The organism is Ancalomicrobiaceae bacterium S20, from assembly GCA_040269895.1.
Lineage (GTDB): Bacteria > Pseudomonadota > Alphaproteobacteria > Rhizobiales > Ancalomicrobiaceae > Methyloraptor > Methyloraptor flagellatus.
This window is the reverse complement of the sequence record CP158568.1, coordinates 3,609,619-3,626,419: the sequence shown is the minus strand read 5'-3', so window position 1 is coordinate 3,626,419 and position 16,801 is coordinate 3,609,619. Positions and strand designations below refer to the sequence as shown.

The 16,801-nt window shown below is 69.8% G+C and carries 12 protein-coding genes; 2 read left to right on the top strand and 10 right to left on the bottom strand.

Features of this window, described 5'->3' with window-relative positions; translation table 11 throughout:
- Nucleotides 1-115: 115 nt before the first annotated feature.
- Both ABS361_16445 and ABS361_16440 read right to left on the bottom strand, forming a co-directional pair.
- Nucleotides 116-277: a hypothetical protein gene (locus tag ABS361_16445; GenBank protein XBY43655.1), complete on the bottom strand. Its 162-nt coding sequence runs from the start codon at nt 275-277 to the stop codon at nt 116-118.
- The gene (locus tag ABS361_16440) at nt 256-852 is read right to left on the bottom strand and encodes a sulfate transporter family protein (GenBank protein XBY43654.1); all 597 of its coding nucleotides are present in this window, start codon (nt 850-852) and stop codon (nt 256-258) included. The genes ABS361_16445 and ABS361_16440 overlap by 22 nt, the downstream gene beginning before the upstream one ends.
- 340 nt (nt 853-1,192) lie before the next feature.
- Between ABS361_16440 and ABS361_16435 the strand changes: the two genes are divergently transcribed.
- Nucleotides 1,193-1,351 carry a hypothetical protein gene (locus ABS361_16435; GenBank protein ID XBY43653.1) on the top strand — a complete coding sequence of 53 codons (159 nt, stop codon included), beginning with the start codon at nt 1,193-1,195 and terminating at the stop codon, nt 1,349-1,351.
- 127 nt (nt 1,352-1,478) lie between these two features.
- Here ABS361_16435 and ABS361_16430 read toward each other — a convergent pair whose 3' ends face one another.
- From ABS361_16430 to ABS361_16395, 8 genes are all read right to left on the bottom strand, one after another.
- Complete coding sequence (locus ABS361_16430; protein XBY43652.1) at nt 1,479-1,700, bottom strand: hypothetical protein; 222 nt, start codon at nt 1,698-1,700, stop codon at nt 1,479-1,481.
- Between the two features lie 67 nt (nt 1,701-1,767).
- Nucleotides 1,768-4,884, bottom strand: a complete 3,117-nt coding sequence (locus ABS361_16425; GenBank protein ID XBY43651.1) for an efflux RND transporter permease subunit — start codon at nt 4,882-4,884, stop codon at nt 1,768-1,770.
- Nucleotides 4,881-8,024, bottom strand: coding sequence for an efflux RND transporter permease subunit (locus ABS361_16420; GenBank protein XBY43650.1), 3,144 nt, complete (start codon nt 8,022-8,024; stop codon nt 4,881-4,883). Before ABS361_16420 ends, ABS361_16425 begins: the two co-directional genes overlap by 4 nt.
- A complete protein-coding gene (locus tag ABS361_16415) occupies nt 8,021-9,604 on the bottom strand; it encodes an efflux RND transporter periplasmic adaptor subunit (GenBank protein ID XBY43649.1) in 1,584 nt (527 codons plus the stop codon). The genes ABS361_16420 and ABS361_16415 overlap by 4 nt, the downstream gene beginning before the upstream one ends.
- Nucleotides 9,605-9,679: 75 nt before the next feature.
- The gene (locus tag ABS361_16410; GenBank protein XBY43648.1) at nt 9,680-11,122 is read right to left on the bottom strand and encodes an efflux transporter outer membrane subunit; all 1,443 of its coding nucleotides are present in this window, start codon (nt 11,120-11,122) and stop codon (nt 9,680-9,682) included.
- Nucleotides 11,123-11,381: 259 nt separating this feature from the next.
- Entirely contained in the window at nt 11,382-12,749 is a 1,368-nt protein-coding gene (locus tag ABS361_16405; protein ID XBY43647.1) for an acetoin dehydrogenase dihydrolipoyllysine-residue acetyltransferase subunit, read from the bottom strand.
- A 4-nt stretch (nt 12,750-12,753) separates the two neighbouring features.
- Complete coding sequence (locus tag ABS361_16400; protein XBY43646.1) at nt 12,754-13,752, bottom strand: alpha-ketoacid dehydrogenase subunit beta; 999 nt, start codon at nt 13,750-13,752, stop codon at nt 12,754-12,756.
- A gap of 10 nt (nt 13,753-13,762) precedes the next feature.
- Nucleotides 13,763-14,785, bottom strand: a complete 1,023-nt coding sequence (locus ABS361_16395) for a thiamine pyrophosphate-dependent dehydrogenase E1 component subunit alpha (protein ID XBY43645.1) — start codon at nt 14,783-14,785, stop codon at nt 13,763-13,765.
- 648 nt (nt 14,786-15,433) lie between these two features.
- Here ABS361_16395 and ABS361_16390 point away from each other — a divergent pair.
- Nucleotides 15,434-16,786 (top strand): NAD(P)-dependent oxidoreductase, encoded by a 1,353-nt coding sequence (locus ABS361_16390; protein XBY43644.1) that lies wholly within the window; start codon nt 15,434-15,436, stop codon nt 16,784-16,786.
- Nucleotides 16,787-16,801 lie beyond the last annotated feature (15 nt).

The window sequence follows — 16,801 nt, the reverse complement described above, 5'->3', positions numbered from 1 at the left end:
CGGTCGGGGGTGCTTATAGCTTCGAGCACTTCGGGCGTCAACGGCTCATGACGATCCGGCGACGCTTCGATCGGCGGAATTGCGCGAGGCCGGGCGGCTCGGTCCACGCCGATCCTCAGCCGCGGGGCGCGACATTCGAGGGCAGCCGCGGGTGCGGCCGCGCCCCGAGCGCCGCCTTGGCGAGATGGACCATCAGCGCGGTCGCGAACAGTGGCGTGATCAGGTTGAGCACGGGCACGGCGAGCACGCCCGCGATCAGCAGCCCGCCGAGGAACACCCGGCCCCATGCGCGATGCGCAGGCGCCGGGCCTCGCCCGCGCCGATGTAGCGGGCAGCGGCGAACTCGAAATACTCCCGGCCGAGCAGGTAGCCGTTGCCGGCGAAGAAGGCGATCAGGTTGACGCCGGGAATGAGCAAGAGCAGCAGGGCGAGCAGGTTGACCAGCACGACGAGGCCGGTGAACCGGATCGCCTGGACGATGCCCTCCCACACGCCCATGGCGATGCCGGGCCGATCGTCGGGATAGGTCACACGTTCGATCGCCTCGGCGGCGCTGTCGAGGAACAGGCCGGCGACGATCGAGGTGATCGGCGCGATCAGGAACGACAGGCCGACGACCAGCGCGGCGCCCGACAGGATGCCGGCGGCCGAGGCGACCAACGTGTCGTACCAGGGCACGCCGACCGGATGGCTGGCGGCGTAGTCGCCGGCGAGCCAGGCGAGCGAGCGGGTGCCGAGTACCCAGATCGCCGCTAGCAGCGCAAAGGTGATGGCGAGCGACCGGAGCAGCACCGACCGGAACGGCGGGGTGAAGACATCGCCCATACTGCGGACGGCGGCCTCGATGACCATGCGCGCTCTCCTGCTCGATCCCTTCCGGCCCCATACCACCGCCCACGGACCGATCGCGCGGTGCGGCTCGATCCCCCTCACATGGCGGCGTTCGCGACCGCGGGCAACCCTAAATCCGCCGGACCCGACGGCCGGCGCGGCGCCATGCCGGAACCCCGGGCCGGCGCCGACGTTCGCCCCTCGATACACAGCAGAAGGAGCTCGTCATGACCCGCCTGTCCGGATTGACCCCGCCCGACGTGCGCGAGGCGTCCGATCCCTCGCCCGGCCCGGCGCCGGCCAACCCTGGGCCGACCCCGGTCCCACGCCGGAGAGCCCGCCCGGCTGGCAGCCGCCGAGCGTGCCGAATCCGAACCCGACCGGCCCGATCGAGGAGCCGGACCCGACGCGGGGTCCGGACATCCCCGACATCGGCAATCCTTCGCCGCCGGAGCCCGGCCCGGACCTGCCCGACCTGCCGAACCCGATGGGCGATCCGATGCCGCTACCGGTGCGCTGAGCGGCACCGCGAGAGGGTGATACCCCGAAGCCCTCCGAACACGCTTCCGAAAGACAAGGCCCCCGCGGCGAACGCCGCGGGGGCCTTGTCCTATGCGTGTCGTCGTCCTAGCGCGATGTCGTCAGCGTCAGCGCGGATTCTCGCCGCCGACCGTCGGCGGCTCCAATGCCTCGGTCAGCCCCTTGCCCGCACCCGGCTGCGAGGTGACGCTCGGGTCGCTGGCCGGAAAGCTCTGTTCGGAGCCTTCGTCGACCCGCTTGTCGAGGATTTCCTTGGTGGTGCGCGCCGCGCAGATCTCGCCCGGCGTCTTGCCGTCGCCCCGGATCGGGGCCATCGACTGATTGGGCATCTCGCATCTCCTCCGTATCTGACGGGAAGAGAACGGTGCGCTGCCGATAAGGTTCACCGCGACGGCGTCACTCCGCCGGCGCGCCGAGCGCCGCAGGCGGCTTCTCGCCCGGTTCGCGATCCTCGCGGCGGCCGATGCGTTGCAGCTTGCCGATCATCAGATAGATGACCGGCGTCGTGTAGAGCGTCAGGATCTGGCTCAGCACGAGGCCGCCGACGATGGTGACGCCGAGCGGCCGGCGCAGCTCCGAGCCCGGTCCGCTGGCGAGCACCAGCGGCACGGCGCCGAGCAGCGCCGCGAGCGTCGTCATCAGGATCGGCCGGAACCGTTCGAGCGCCGCCGAGCGGATCGCCTCCAGCGGGGGCAGTCCGCGCCGTTCGGCCTCGATCGCGAAGTCGACCAGCATGATACCGTTCTTCTTGACGATACCGATCAGGAGGATGATGCCGATCAGCGCGACGATCGACAGTGGCATATTGGCGGCTTGCAGCGACAGCAGCGCGCCGAGCCCGGCGGAGGGCAGCGTCGACAGGATCGTCAGCGGGTGGGCGAGGTTCTCGTAGAGCACCCCGAGCACGATGTAGACGGCGATCAGCGCGGTGACGATCAGGATCGTCTGCCGCGCGGCGTCCTCCTTCAGGCTCTGCGCTTCGCCGGAAAAGGTGGTGCGCACGCTGTCCGGCATATGCAGCGACTGCACCGCCAGCTCGATCTTGCTGATCGAGGCGTCGAGCTCCATGCCCGGTTCGAGATTGTAGGTGATCGTAACGGACGGATATTGGCCCTGGTGATTGACCACCAGCGGCGCCACCGAACGGCTGAAGCGCGCCACGCTGGTCAGCGGCACCGGCTTGCCGCTCGTCGAGGCGACATAGATCCGGTCGAGATCCGAGGGTCCGCGCTCGCGCGGCCGGTCGATCTGCAACACGACGCGATACTGGTTGCGGTCGCCGTAGAGCAGCGACACCTGCCGTTCCGAGAAGGCGTTGTTGAGCGCGTTGTCGATGTCCTGGATACGCACGCCGAGCCGCGAGGCGGCCTCGCGGTCGATGGTCACGTCGGCCTGAAGCCCGTTCGGCTGTCGGTCGGTGGCGACGTCGGTGAGGCCCGGGATGGCTTTCACCTTGTCGAGCACGATCGGCGCCCAGCGCACGAGCTCCTCGAAATTCGTGTCCCAGAGCGTGAACTGATACTGCGACCGGCCCTGGCGCGCGCCGGGCCGGAAATCGGAGGCCGGTACCAGATAGACGCGCAGGCCCGCGAGCGGCGCGAGCTTCTGGCGCAGCCGATCGATCACCAGCGCCGTCGACAGGCCGCCGCGCTCCTCGAGGCCCTTCAGCGTGACGAACAGACGGCCCGAGTTCGACGAATTGGTGCCGCCCCCGACCGACGAGGCGACCGCCTGCACGGCCGGATCGGCCTGCACCACCGCCGCGGCCTTGGTCTGGAGGTCCGCCATGGCCGTGAACGAGACGTCGGTCGCGGCCTCCGTCCAGGCGAACAGGAGCCCGGTGTCGTCGGCCGGCATCGCGCCCTTGCTGATCGTGGCGTACATGTGGATCGTCGCCCAGATCGTGCCGATGAACACCAGGATCATCAGGAAGCGCAGCTTCAGCGCGATCGTCAGTGTGCGCTCATAGCCCTTGAGCATCGCCGAGAGCGCGGCCTCGACCACCCGGTCGAGCACGCGGGTGAACCGTCCCGCCTCGCCATGCGGCAGATGCGCGGCGATCGCCGGCGTGACCGTCAGCGACACGACCATCGAGATCAGGATCGCGAAGGTCAGCGTCATCGAGAATTCGCGAAACAGCCGGCCGTTGATGCCGCCCATCATCAGGATCGGGATGAAGGCCGCGATCAGCGAGATCGAGATCGCCATCACGGTGAAGCCGATCTGTCGGGCCCCGTCGATCGCCGCCGCATAGGGCCCGAGCCCGGCGCGGCGGTTGCGGTCGATGTTCTCGATCATCACGATCGCATCGTCGACGACGAAGCCGACGCTGACCGCGAGCGCCATCAGCGACAGATTGTCGATCGAATAGCCGGAGACCCACATCGCGACGAAGGTGCCGCACAGGCTGAGCGGCACGGTGACGCCGGCCGCGAAGGTCGGCGTCGCGCGTCGCAGGAACAGGAACACCACGGTCATCACGAGCGCGATGGTGAGGGCGAGCGTGAACTTCATGTCGTTCACGCTCGCCCGGATCGTCACCGTGCGGTCGTTGGAGACGTTGATGTCGATGCCGGCCGGGATCAGGCGCCGGAGCTCCGGGATCAGTGCCCGGACCCGGTCGACGGTCTCCACGACATTGGCGTCGCCCTGCTTGGTGATGTTGATCAGCACCGCCGGCCGGCCGTTGAACCAGGCGGCCGAGCGGCTGGATCGCACGCCGAGCTCGACCTTGGCGACGCTCGACATCAGGACCGGCACGCCGTTGACGGTCTTCACGACCAGGTTCTCGTAGTCGAGCGGCTGCTTGAGCTGCTTCGGCCCCTGGATCGCCATGGCCCGGCCGTCGGCCGAGACCTCGCCGAGCGGGCCGACGACATTGGCATTGACGATCGCCTGCCGGATGTCCTCGAACGAGATGCCGGTGCCGTTGATCCGCTCCGGATCGACACGCACGCGGATCGCCGGCTGGTCGGCGCCCGAGACCGACACGTCGGCGACGCCCTCGACCTGGCTGAGCCGCTGCAACAGCACCGAGTCGGCCGCGTCGTAGACGGCGCTGGTCGGCATCGTGTCGGAAGTCAGCGCCAGGATCATCACCGGCGCGGCGGCCGGGTTCATCTTGCGGAACGTCGGCATCGCCGGCAGGTCGCTCGGCAGATCGGTCGCGGCGGCGTTGATCGCCGCCTGCACGTCGCGCGCCGCCTTGTCGACCTGGCGGGACAGGTCGAACTGGATCGCGATGCTGGCCGAGCCGAGCGCCGAGGTCGAGGTCAGCTCGGTGACGCCCGGGATCGTGCCGAGCCGGCGTTCGAGCGGCGCGGCGACGGTCGCCGCCATGGTTTCCGGATCCGCCCCCGGCTGGCTGACCGAGATGCGGATCGTCGGCAGGTCGACGGTCGGCAGGCTCGCGACCGGCAGGCGTGAATAGGCGAGGAGCCCGGCGAGCACGAGGCCGATCGCGATGAGCGTCGTGCCGATCGGCCGCTTGATGAAGGGCTCCGAGGGGCTCATTCGCCGGCCCTCCCGTCCGAGAGCGCGGCGGCGACCGTCGGCTCGTGCGGCCGGCCCGGCGTCAGCGCGATGCGGATGCGCTCCATCATCAGATAGATGACCGGCGTCGTGAACAGGGTCAGCAGCTGGCTGACGATCAGGCCCCCGATGATCGTGATGCCGAGCGGCACGCGCAGCTCCGAGCCCGCGCCGGTCGAGAGTGCCAGGGGGACGGCGCCGAACAGCGCGGCAAGCGTCGTCATCATGATCGGCCGGAAGCGCAGCATCGCCGCCTCCAGGATCGCGTCGCGGGGCGACAGGCCCCGCTCGCGCTCCGCCTCGATCGCGAAGTCGATCATCATGATCGCGTTCTTCTTGACGATGCCCATCAGGAGCACGATGCCGATGATGCCGATGATCGACAGGTCGTGGCCGGTCAGGTCGAGCGCCAGGAGCGCGCCGACGCCGGCCGAGGGCAGGGTCGACAGGATCGTGACCGGGTGGATGGCGCTCTCGTAGAGCACGCCGAGCACGATATAGATCGCGACCACGGCGGCGAGGATCAGCCAGGGTTCGTTCTCGAGGCTCTTGGCGAATTCCGCCGCCTCGCCCGAGAAGGTGCCGACGATCTGCCCGCCCGATCCTGTCCGGCCGAGTTCCGCCTCGGCGATCCGGATCGCCGCGACCGCATCGCCGAGCGAGGTGCCGGGCGCGAGATTGAACGAGATCGTCGCGGCCGGGAACTGGTCCTGGTTTTCCAGCACCAGCGGCGCGGTGGTGTGCTCGATGCGCGCGACCGACCCGATCGGCACCTGCGTGCCGCCGCTGCCGGGCAGGTAGAGCCGCCCGAGCGAGCTCGGATCGGTCTGGAACCGCGACATGGCTTCAAGGATCACGCGATACTGGTTGGCCTGACCGTAGATGGTCGAGATCTGCCGCTGGCCGAAGGCGTCGTAGAGCGTGTCGTTGATCGACTGCTGGCTGACGCCGAGCCGGCCCATCGCCATGCGGTCGACGTCGACCATCAGCGCCAGCCCGTTCGCCGCTGCCGGGCTGCCGACATCGGTCAGGGCCTTGTCGCGCGCCAGACGGTCGGCGACCAGCCGGGCCTCCTGCAGCACCTTCGTGCGGTCGGATCCGGTCAGCGTGTACTGGTACTGCGCACGGGCGGCGCGCGTGGTGATCTGGATGTCCTGGCTCGCCAGGAACACGGCCGAAATGCCCGGCACCGTGGTCGCGGCCTGCTTCAGCCGGTCGATCACCGCCTCGATGCTCGAAGCGCGGTCGTCCTTGGGGCGCAAGACGATGGTCAGGCGACCGACGTTCGGCGCCGAATTGACCGTGCCGACGCCGGCGACCGAGACGACGCCGGTGACGTCCGGATCCTTCTCGACGGCTTGCGCGAGAGCTGTTTGCCGGCGCACCATCTCGGCGAAGGACACGGTCGGCTCGGCTTCGAGCGTCGCGGTGACGAGGCCGGTGTCCTGAAGCGGCAGGAAGCCCTTCGGGCTGACGACATAGAGCCAGACAGTCGCGGCGAGCGTCGCTGCGGTCATGAGCAGCGTCAGCGCCGAATGGCGCACGACCGCCTCCAGGCTCCAGCGATAGCCGCGCACCAGCGCCCCGACCAGACCGCGCGCCTCGCGCTCGTCCTTGGACGCGTCGCCGCCGTGCGGACCCTTGCCAGGCTTCAGCAGGAACGCGCACATCATCGGCGTCAGCGTCAGCGAGATCACCGCCGAGACGACGACGGTCAGCGTCAGCGTCATCGCGAACTCGCGGAACATGCGGCCCACGATGCCGGACATGAACAGCAGCGGGATGAACACCGCCACCAGCGAGGCGGTCAGCGAGATGACCGTGAATCCGATCTCAGCCGAGCCCTTCAGTGCGGCGTTGTAAGGCGTCTCGCCCTTCTCGATGTGGCGGACGACGTTCTCGATCATGACGATCGCGTCGTCGACGACGAAGCCGGTCGCGATGGTCAGCGCCATCAGCGACAGGTTGTCGATCGAGAAGCCGGCGAAATACATGGTTGCGAAGGTCGCGACGATCGAGAGCGGCAGGCCGACGCCGGCAATGACGGTCGCCCGCCATGTGCCGAGGAAGAACAGGACCACCAGCGTGACGAGACCGATCGCGATGACGAGCGTCATCTCGACGTCGTGGATCGAGGCCTGGATCATGTCGGTGCGGTCGGACACGATCGAGAGCTTCGCGCCGGCCGGCAGCGCCTGCGACAGGCGCGGCAGCTCGGCGCGGATGCGCTTGACCGTCTCGACGACATTGGCGCCCGGCTGGCGCTGCACGTCGAACACCACCGCCGGAACGCCCTTGTACCAGGCGCCGACCTTGGCGTTTTCGAGCCCCTCGGAGATCTCGGCGACGTCCTTGAGCCGGATCGGCGCGCCGTTCCGGTAGGCGACGACGATGTCGCGATAGGTCTCCGCCGCGGTGATCTGGTCGTTGGCGGCGATGGTGTAGCTCTGCTTCGGACCGTCGAAGAACCCCTTCGGCCCGTTGACGTTGGCGCCCGAGATCGCGCTGCGCAGATCTTCGAGGCCGATCTTGTAGGAGGCCAGCCGTTCGAGATCGGCGGAAATCCGCACCGCCGGCTTGGCGCCGCCCTGCACCGTGACATGGCCGACGCCGGAGATCTGCGACAGGCGCTGACCGAGCAGCGTGTCGGCGAGATCGGAAAGTTCCCGGATCGTGGTGGTCGAGGACGTGATCGCGATCGTCATGATCGGCACGTCGGCCGGGTTCACCTTGGCGTAGACCGGCGGGTAGGGCAGGGTCTTCGGCAGCGTCGAGGCGGCGGCGTTGATCGCCGACTGCACGTCCTGCGCCGCCGCGTCGATGTCGCGATCGAGATCGAACTGGATGGTGATCTGGCTGAGCCCGAAGGCGCTCGACGAGGTCAGCGCGGTCACCGCGGAGATCTGGCCGAGCTGGCGCTCGAGCGGCGCGGTGACGAGATCGGCGACCGTCTGCGGATTGGCGCCGGGCAGCTGGGTGGTGACCTGGATGGTCGGGAAGTCGACCTGCGGCAGCGACGAGACCGGCAGCGACAGGTAGCCGAGCACGCCGCTGATCGCCACCGCGATCGACAGGAGCACGGTCGCGATCGGGCGGCGGATCGACGGCGCGGAGACGTTCATGGCGTCGGCCTCGGCGCGTTGGCGTCGGACGTGGCGGGAGCCGTGGCGTCCGCCGGCTTGGCGGCGTCCGCCCCCGAGCCCGCGGCGCGGCGATGCGCACGCTCGCCGGAACCCGGCGCCGCCTGACCTTCCGGCGCAGCGCCCTGAGCCGCGCCGCCCGGTTGATGCTCGGCGCCGGCGCCTTGCTGAGCCTGCCCCTGCTGGCCCTGCCCCTGCTGGCCCTGCCCCTGCTGGCCCTGATTGCGGCGGCCGCCGCCCTGCCGGCGCGCGCCGCCGTCCACCGTCGGCTGTCGATCGGGGCTCGCCAGCGCTTCCGGTCCGGAGACCGTCACCTTGGCGCCGTCGGTCAGACGCGCGAAGCCGACCGTCACGACCGGTTCGCCCGGCTTGACGCCGTCCGCGATGACCGCGAGCCGGTCGTCCTGACGGGTCAGCTTGACCTCGCGCTGGACCACATGGTCGCCCTCGACAAGGAACACGTAGGGCCCCTTCGGTCCGCGCTGGATCGCCGCCGCCGGCAGGGTTGTGACCCCGGCCAGCGTCTCGACCCGCAGTCGCACCGTCGCGAACGAGCCCGGCCAGAGCCTGAGATCGGTGTTGGGGAACTCGGCCTTGAGCTTCACCGTGCCGGTGGTCTGGTCGACCTGATTGTCGACGACGGTGAGCTTGCCGGTATCGAGCCGGGCTTGCGTCTCCGGCTCGACCGCCACGACCTGCAAGGGCGCCTTGGCCTGCCCGGCGATGATGCGCGGCAGCTGCTGCTGCGGCACGTTGAAGACGACCGAGATCGGCCGGATCTGCGCGATCACGACGATCCCGGTCGTGTCGCTGGAACTGACGAGATTGCCGGAATCGACCAGCCGCACGCCGGTGCGGCCGTCGATCGGCGCGAGGATTCGGGTGTTGTCGAGCGTCGCCTTGGCGCTGTCGATCGACGCCTGGTCGGCGCGGACCTGCGCCTCGAGCTGGGCGACGGTGGAGCGTTGCGTGTCGGCCTGCTGGCGCGCGATCGAGTTGGTCTCGGCGAGGCGGATATAGCGTTCGAGGTCGCGGCGGGCGTTCTCGAGCAGCGCCTCGTCCTGCGCCTTCTTGGCCACCGTCTGGTCGTAGGCGGCCTGATAGGAGACCGGGTCGACACGGGCGAGCAGGTCGCCCTTCTTGACGTCCTGGCCTTCCTTGAACAGCACGTCGAGGAGCTGGCCGCTGACCTGCGAGCGCACGGTCACTTGCGCGAGCGGCGTCGCGGTGCCGATCGCGTCGAGTTCGACCGGCACGTCCTGGCTCTTCGCCGGCTCGGCGACGACCGCGACCGGCACGTTCGGGTCCGCGCCGCCGCGCCGTCCGCCGCCGCCCGCTCCTCCGCCTTGACCGCCCTGCCGCCGCGAGGGCGCGCCGCCGGCCTGCTGCCCGGATTGCTGTCCGGCCGCCGGCTGGGCGCCGTTGCCGGCCTCGGGCGTGCCGGACGTTCCCGCCAGTTCGCCGGGCTTGGTCCCGGTCGGCGTGCGATAGCGCTGCCAGAGGAGGTCCCCCGTCACCATCACGGCCAGGGCGAGAACGGCGAGAAGGATGACGCGCTTCATGGACGGTCCGAACTGAACAAATAAAAGTGAGCCATGCCGCGTCGACGACGCGCGAGGGCGAGCCGGGATTGCGATTTATCGCGCGACCCCGAGCGGATCGGCCGCCGCGCTCACTTTCGGATCGCGCACCCAGCCCCCGCCAAGGGCCTGATAAAGTGCGATTGTGGCCTGAAGGCGCTGAAGCCGCACTTGCGTCACCGTGTCCTGAGCATTGAACAGGGTCTGCTGGGTGTTGATGACGGTGACCAGATCGACGGTGCCCTCGTTGAGGCGCTGTTCGGCAATCTGGAACGCGCGCTGGGCGGCATCGAGCGATTCCCGCTGCAGCCGTTCCTGTCGCGCCAGCTGCCGGATCGCCACCAGCGCCTTTTCGACATCGGACAGCGCGGTCAGCACGGTCTTGCGGTAGGTCTGCACGAGCTCGCGCTCGCGCGCCTCCGAGTAGTCCTTCTGCCCGGTCAGCCGGCCGCCCTCGAAGACCGGCTGGGTGAGACCCGCCGCCAGCGAATAAAACGCACTGTCCGGCCGGATCAGTGTCGTCAGCGCCGTCGATGCATAGCCACCCTGGGCGGTCAGCGTCAGGGTCGGGAAGAAGGCGGCGCGCGCCGCCAGCACGTCCTGGTGCGCGGCGGCGAACTGTGCTTCGGCCGAGGCGACGTCAGGCCGGCGCACCAGCAGTTCCGCCGGCAGGCCGGGTTCGATCGAGGGCAGGCGCACCGCCGCCATCGAGCCGCCGCGGATCAGGCTGCGCTCCGGCGCCCGGCCGATCAGCACGGCGAGCGAGGCGCGGGTCTGTTCGATGGTCTGGTCGAGCGGCGGCACGGTCGCACGCTGGGTCGCGAGCACGCTCTCCTGCTGCGCCACGTCGAGTGCCGTCGCGGTGCCGGCGTCGAGCCGCTGGCGGATCACGGTGAGCACGCGCGTGGCTGCGGCGACGTTGCGCTCGGCGATCGCGCGGCGGTCCTGCGCGGCGAGCAGCTGGAAATAGGCGCTGGCGACGGAGGTCAGCGTCGACAGCCGCACGGTCTCGGCGTCGAACCGGCTCGCCCGGGCGCTCTCGACCGCGGCGAGCGTGGTCGCGCGGTTACGGCCCCAGAAGTCCAGCGTGTAGCTCGCCGACAGCGCGGTCTGGAAGCTGCCGCGCTCGATGCCGTTCGAGCGGGCGCGCGAGGCGTCGCCGGAGAAGTCGAGCGTCGGCAGCAGCGAGGCGCCGGCGATCCGCGCCTGCGCCTCGGCCTCGTAGATCCGCTCGACCGCGGCCTTGATGTCGAGGTTCTGCGCATCGGCCGCACGGACGAGCCGCGACAGCTCGCTCGAGCGATAGCTGTCCCACCAGTCGGGCTTGGTCGGCAGCGTGCCGCCCGCACCGCGCCACTGATAGGCCTTCGGAACATCGGGCGCGAGATCGGGCAGCGGCGCGTCGCTGCAGGCCGACAGGAGCCCGGCCGAGACCATGATCGCCGCGAGGCGCCGCGGCTGACGGCGGCGGTTTCGGCTCGACGCGACGGGACCGATCATGAACGCGACACCGGCTGACAACGGGATGACGAGACCACGGCCGAGGTCGTGGACGAGGCTATCTGCCCTCAAGCCTCCCGCCCCGGCAAGCCGACCGCAGGTTAATTCTTGTTAATCCATGGAGATGCGGCCAATCGGATCGGCGGCCGTGTCCGTTTGGGCACGCCGCGGCCCGTCATTGTTGCGGCGAGCAAAAAAAGATCCGACGAACGGGGGGCGTTCGTCGGATCGAGTGGTCAGGCGGTCTGAGATCGGGAGGTCAGGCGCCGGTACTGCGGATGGTCTCGGTGACGATCGCCGCGACCGTGTCGCGCGCCTCGAGCTGCGGCAGGTGGCCGGCACCAGGGATGAGGTGCAGGCCGACCCGACCCGGCAGGCCGAGCGCGTGCTTCCAGGGGATGATCGCATCGGCGACGCCCCAGACGACCCGGACCGGCACGGCGATGCGTTCGAAGACGCCGCGCAGATCGGTCGTCTGCGTGCCGGCCGGAAACACGGTCCGAGCGATCCGCGCCTGCGCGTCCCGGCGCTCGGCGTCGGCCCGGCCCTTGGCCGTGACGGCGACGAAGCCCGGCGACAGGTGCTTGCGATCGGCCACCAGACGGCCGAGCCACGGCTCGACGGTCTCCTTCGAGGTCGCCCGCGAGAACCCGTCGAGGAAGGCGCCGTCGATGTCGGCGCCGAGCCCGGCCGGTGCGATCAGCACCAGCGAACGGACGAGCGCGGGGGCGAGATCGGCGAGGGCGAGCGCGGTCGCGCCGCCGAGCGAATGGGCGACGACATGGGCCTCGTCGACACCTTCGGCCCGCAGCGCATCGGCGATCCGTTCGGCGAGTGCGGCGATCGAGGGCACATCCTCGACCGGCGAGCGGCCGTGGCTCGGCAGGTCGAAGGCGAGGATCGGCCGGCCCGGCTCGACCGCGGCGAAGAGCCCGGCCCACGAGCCGCTCTCCGAACCGAAGCCGTGGAGGAACACGACCGGCGTGCCGGTGCCTTCGCGGCGATGCACGGAGAGGCCGTGCTGTGCGGCCGGGCGCGGAGCGACCGGGGGTGCGGCGATCACCGCCGGTGCGGCCGGGGCTGATGCCGGCACCGGAGCGGGGGCCGAAGCTGCCCCGACCTTCGGAAGGGCGGAGGCGGCCGCGCGGACGTCGTCGCTGACGATCCGGCCGCGCGGACCGGTGCCGGCGATGGCCGAGAGGTCGAGCCCGGCGCCGGACGCCAGCTTGCGGGCGAGCGGCGTCGCGCGGATCTTGCCGGCGATATCGACCGGAGCCGCTGGGATCGGCGCCTCGGTCTTGGTCGCCGTGGTAGCGGTGGTCTCCAGGACCGGCGCCGCGACGGCTGCCGCCGCAGGGGCGGGCGCCGCAGCCGGCGACCACGCCTCGTCGGCCGCATAGATGAAGGCGACGGTCGAGCCGACGGCGACGTCGATGCCGGGCTCGGCCTTGATGTCGCGCAGGATGCCCGAGGCGGGGGCCTCGATCTCCATGGCGGCCTTGTCGGTCTCGATCTCGAACAGCGGTTCGCCCTGGGCGACCTGCTGGCCGGCCTCGGCGTACCACCGGGCGATCTTGCCGGTGGCCATGTCCATGTCGACGCGGGGGAGGATCACTTCGACCGGCATGGCGTCACACCCGCTTCGAGAGCATGTCGCGCGCGGCGGCGACGATGTCGGGGACCTGCGGCACCGCGGCGCGCTCCAGATCCGGGTTGTACGGCAGCGGGCATTCCGCACCGCCGAGCCGCCGGATCGGCGCATCGAGATAGTCGAACGCCTCGCTCTCGGCGATCATCGCGGCGATCTCCGCGCCGATGCCGAGCGTCTTGGCGCCCTCGTAGACGCACATGAGCCGCGAGGTCTTCTTGACCGAGGCGATGATGGTCTCGGTGTCCAGCGGGCGCAGCGTGCGCAGGTCGACCACCTCGACGTCGTAGCCGTCCTTGGCGAGCTCTTCGGCCGCCTCGAGTGCCTTCAGCACCATGATCGCCGAGGCGACGATGGTGAGCTGGCTACCTTTCCGCTTGATCTCGGCCTTGCCGAGCGGAATCCGGTAGGCTTCGGTCGGCACGTGGCCCTTGGTCTTGTAGAGCAGCTTGTGCTCGAAGAACATGACCGGGTCCGGATCGTCGAGCGCGGCGAGGAACAGGCCCTTCGCATCGGCCGGGGTCGACGGCTCGACCACCTTGAGGCCGGGCACATGGGCGAACCACGCTTCCATGCTCTGGCTGTGCTGCGCGGCCGCGCCCGTACCGGAGCCACAGGGCATGCGCATCACGACCGGCACGGAGCACTTGCCGCCGTACATGAAGCGGATCTTGGCCGCCTGGTTGGCGATCTGCTCCATCGCGAGCGCCGCGAAGTCGGAGAACTGGAACTCGAGCACCGGCCGCTGGCCGGCGAGCGCGGCGCCGACGGCGACGCCGGCCTGACCCAGTTCGGCGATCGGCGCATCGATGACGCGCGCCTCGCCGAAGCGATGGACGAGGTCGCCCGTCACCTGGAAGGCGCCGCCGTAGACGCCGATGTCCTCACCCATGAGGAACACGCGCGGGTCGGTCTCGAGCGCGTGGCCCATGGCCTCGCGCAGGGCTTCGGCGAAGCTCAGTTCGCGGATCATCGCATCCATGGGGGCGGCCTCAGACGGTGTAGACATCGCGGACGAGGTCCGCGGCGTTCGGGGCGGGCGAGGCGATCGCGAATTCGACCGCAGCGGCGATCTCGGCCTCGGCGGCGGCGCGGATCGCGGCGATCTCCTCGGCGGTGATCAGCCCGTGCTCGGTCAGTTCGGCCTCGAACTGCTGGATCGGATCCTTGGCCTTCCAGGCCTCGATCTCCTCCTTGGTGCGGTAGCGGTTGCGGTCCGAGCGCGAGTGGCCGCGGGTGCGGTAGGTCTTGCACTCGATCAGCGTCGGACCGAGGCCGGCGCGGGCGCGCTCGATCGCGTCGAGCGCGGCGGAGGCGACCTCCGAGAAGCGGTTGCCGTCGACGATCACGCCCGGAATATTGTAGGCGACCGCGCGGTCGGCGACGTTCGGCACCGCCATCGACCGCTCGGTCGAGGTCGACATGCCGTACTTGTTGTTCTCGCAGACGAACACGACCGGCAGCTTCCAGATCGCCGCCATGTTGAGCGACTCGTGGAACGAGCCCTCGTTGGAGGCGCCGTCGCCGAAGAACGAGATCGCGACGTCCTTGCGGCCCTGCTGCTTGATGGCGAGCGCCGCGCCGACCGCGATCGGCAGGCCGCCGCCGACGATGCCGTTGGCGCCGAGGTTGCCCTTCTCGACGTCGGCGATGTGCATCGAGCCGCCGCGGCCGCGGCAATAGCCGGTTTCCTTGCCGAAGAACTCGGCGAACATGTTCTTCGGATCGGCGCCCTTGGCGATGCAATGGCCGTGGCCGCGATGCGTCGAGGTAATGTAGTCGGCGTCACCGAGCGGCATGCAGATGCCGACCGCGCTCGCCTCCTGGCCGATCGACAGATGCATGGTGCCGTGGATCAGGCCACGCATGTACTGCTCTTCCGCGCCCTCTTCGAAGCGGCGGATCAGATGCATCTTCTTCAGCGCGGTCTTCAGCGCTTCCGGCCCGTAGACCTGGAAGGCCTTGGGCAGGTTGGCGAGACCGGTGGCGCTGGTCGCGACGGCGGCATCGGGCATGAGGCGTCCTCTTGGCACTGGACCTGGCCGGTCGGGCCTGAACCGGCGAGCTCGGAACCGGCCACCTGACGGCGAGGCCGGAAACGCACGAGAGCTTCATCGAGGAGACGCGCAGAGCCGGCCGGCGGAGCGCTCGGCGGTCTCGGTGTTCCTCCCCGTGGGGCGCCGTTCGCTGCGGCGACCCGTTCTCGATCGTTGCGGTGCAGAGTAATGGAACATCTGTTCATCTGTCAAACAGAATGTTCACTTTGGGCCATGTCGTCGCTGTGAGGTCGAGCGCGCACGCGCCGCTCCACCTCCACTCCCGGCGAAGCGGCCGGCAGGCGACCCGCCGCGGGGTTCTGGGTCGGGCGACGAACTCGGTTCGGCGCCGCGTCGGTCCTGCGCAATCCGGTCCGCGGATGCCGCCGGATTCCGCAATCGACGCCCAATTTTCGACCATGGCGCGGAATTGACACCTCATCCGAGTTTTGATCAGATGGTCAAAAGTTGGAACCGGAATAGTTCCAGAGTGCCGGGTCCGACTGCTACGCTGCCGCATCCGGCCGCGCCTTTGACGCCCCTTGACGGGGCGGAGGCGGTGCCGGGCAGGCGGATCGGGTGGATGGAGGCCTGCTCGATCGACGGACATCAGGGGGAGGACGACCCATGGCCGAATGGACCGATATCGCGAGCGGACGGCTCGCCCCGGACGTGCTCGCGGAGAATTTCTCCGACATCCATCCGCCGCTCGACCGCTTCGAGGCGCGCGTGGCGGCCGAGCGCTGCCTGTTCTGCTACGACGCGCCCTGCGTGAAGGCCTGCCCGACCTCGATCGACATCCCGCTGTTCGTCCGGCAGGTCGCCACCGGCAACCCGATCGGCGCGGCCAAGACGATTCTGTCGTCGAACATCATGGGCGGCATGTGCGCCCGCGTCTGCCCGACCGAGACGCTGTGCGAAGAAGTCTGCGTCCGCGAGGTCTCCGAGGGCAAGCCGATCGAGATCGGCCTCCTGCAGCGCTACGCGACCGACACGCTGTTCGCCGCGGGCAAGCAGGTGTTCCGGCGCGGCGCGCCGACGGGCAAGCGCATCGCCGTCGTCGGCGCCGGCCCGGCCGGCCTCGCCTGCGCGCATCGGCTCGCGGTGCTCGGCCACGAGGTCGTGATCTTCGAGGGCCGCGAGAAGGCCGGCGGCCTCAATGAATATGGTATCGCCGCCTACAAGGCGACCGACGACTTCGCCGCGCGCGAGGTCGCCTACATCCTCGATGTCGGCGGCATCACGATCGAATACGGCAAGCGCCTTGGCCGCGACGTCCATCTGACCGCGCTGAAGGACAGCTTCGATGCGGTGTTCCTCGGCATGGGCCTCGGCGGCGTCAATGCGCTCGGCCTCGGCGACGATCTCGCCGGCGTCGAGGACGCAGTCGACTACATCGCGCGGCTGCGCCAGGCGAAGGACCTCTCCACGCTGCCGGTCGGTCGCCGTATCGTCGTGATCGGCGGCGGCATGACCGCGATTGACATCGCGAGCCAGACCAAGCGCCTCGGCGCCGAGGAGGTCACCATCGCCTATCGCCGCGGCCGGGCGCAGATGAACGCCTCCGAATACGAGCAGGAGGTCGCGCAGACCGACGGCGTGCTGATCCGCACCGACCTGCGGCCGGTCCGCCTGATCGCGGAAGCCGGCAAGCTCACCGGCGTCGAACTCGAATATACGAAGACCGTCGACGGCAAGCTGGTCGGCACCGGCGAGACGCTGACGCTCGCCTGCGACCAGCTGTTCAAGGCGATCGGCCAGAGCTTCATGGCGCATGAGGTCGAAGCCGATCTGCTGACCATGCGCGGTGGCCGCATCGAGGTCGACGCCGAGCGGCGCACCTCGATGCCGGGCGTCTGGGCGGGCGGCGACTGCGTCTACGGCGGCGAGGATCTGACCGTCGCGGCGGTCGAGGACGGCAAGCAGGCGGCCATTTCGATCGACCGGGCGCTCGGCGCGTCCGCGGTCGTCGCGGCTTGATCGGGGGAGGGTGAC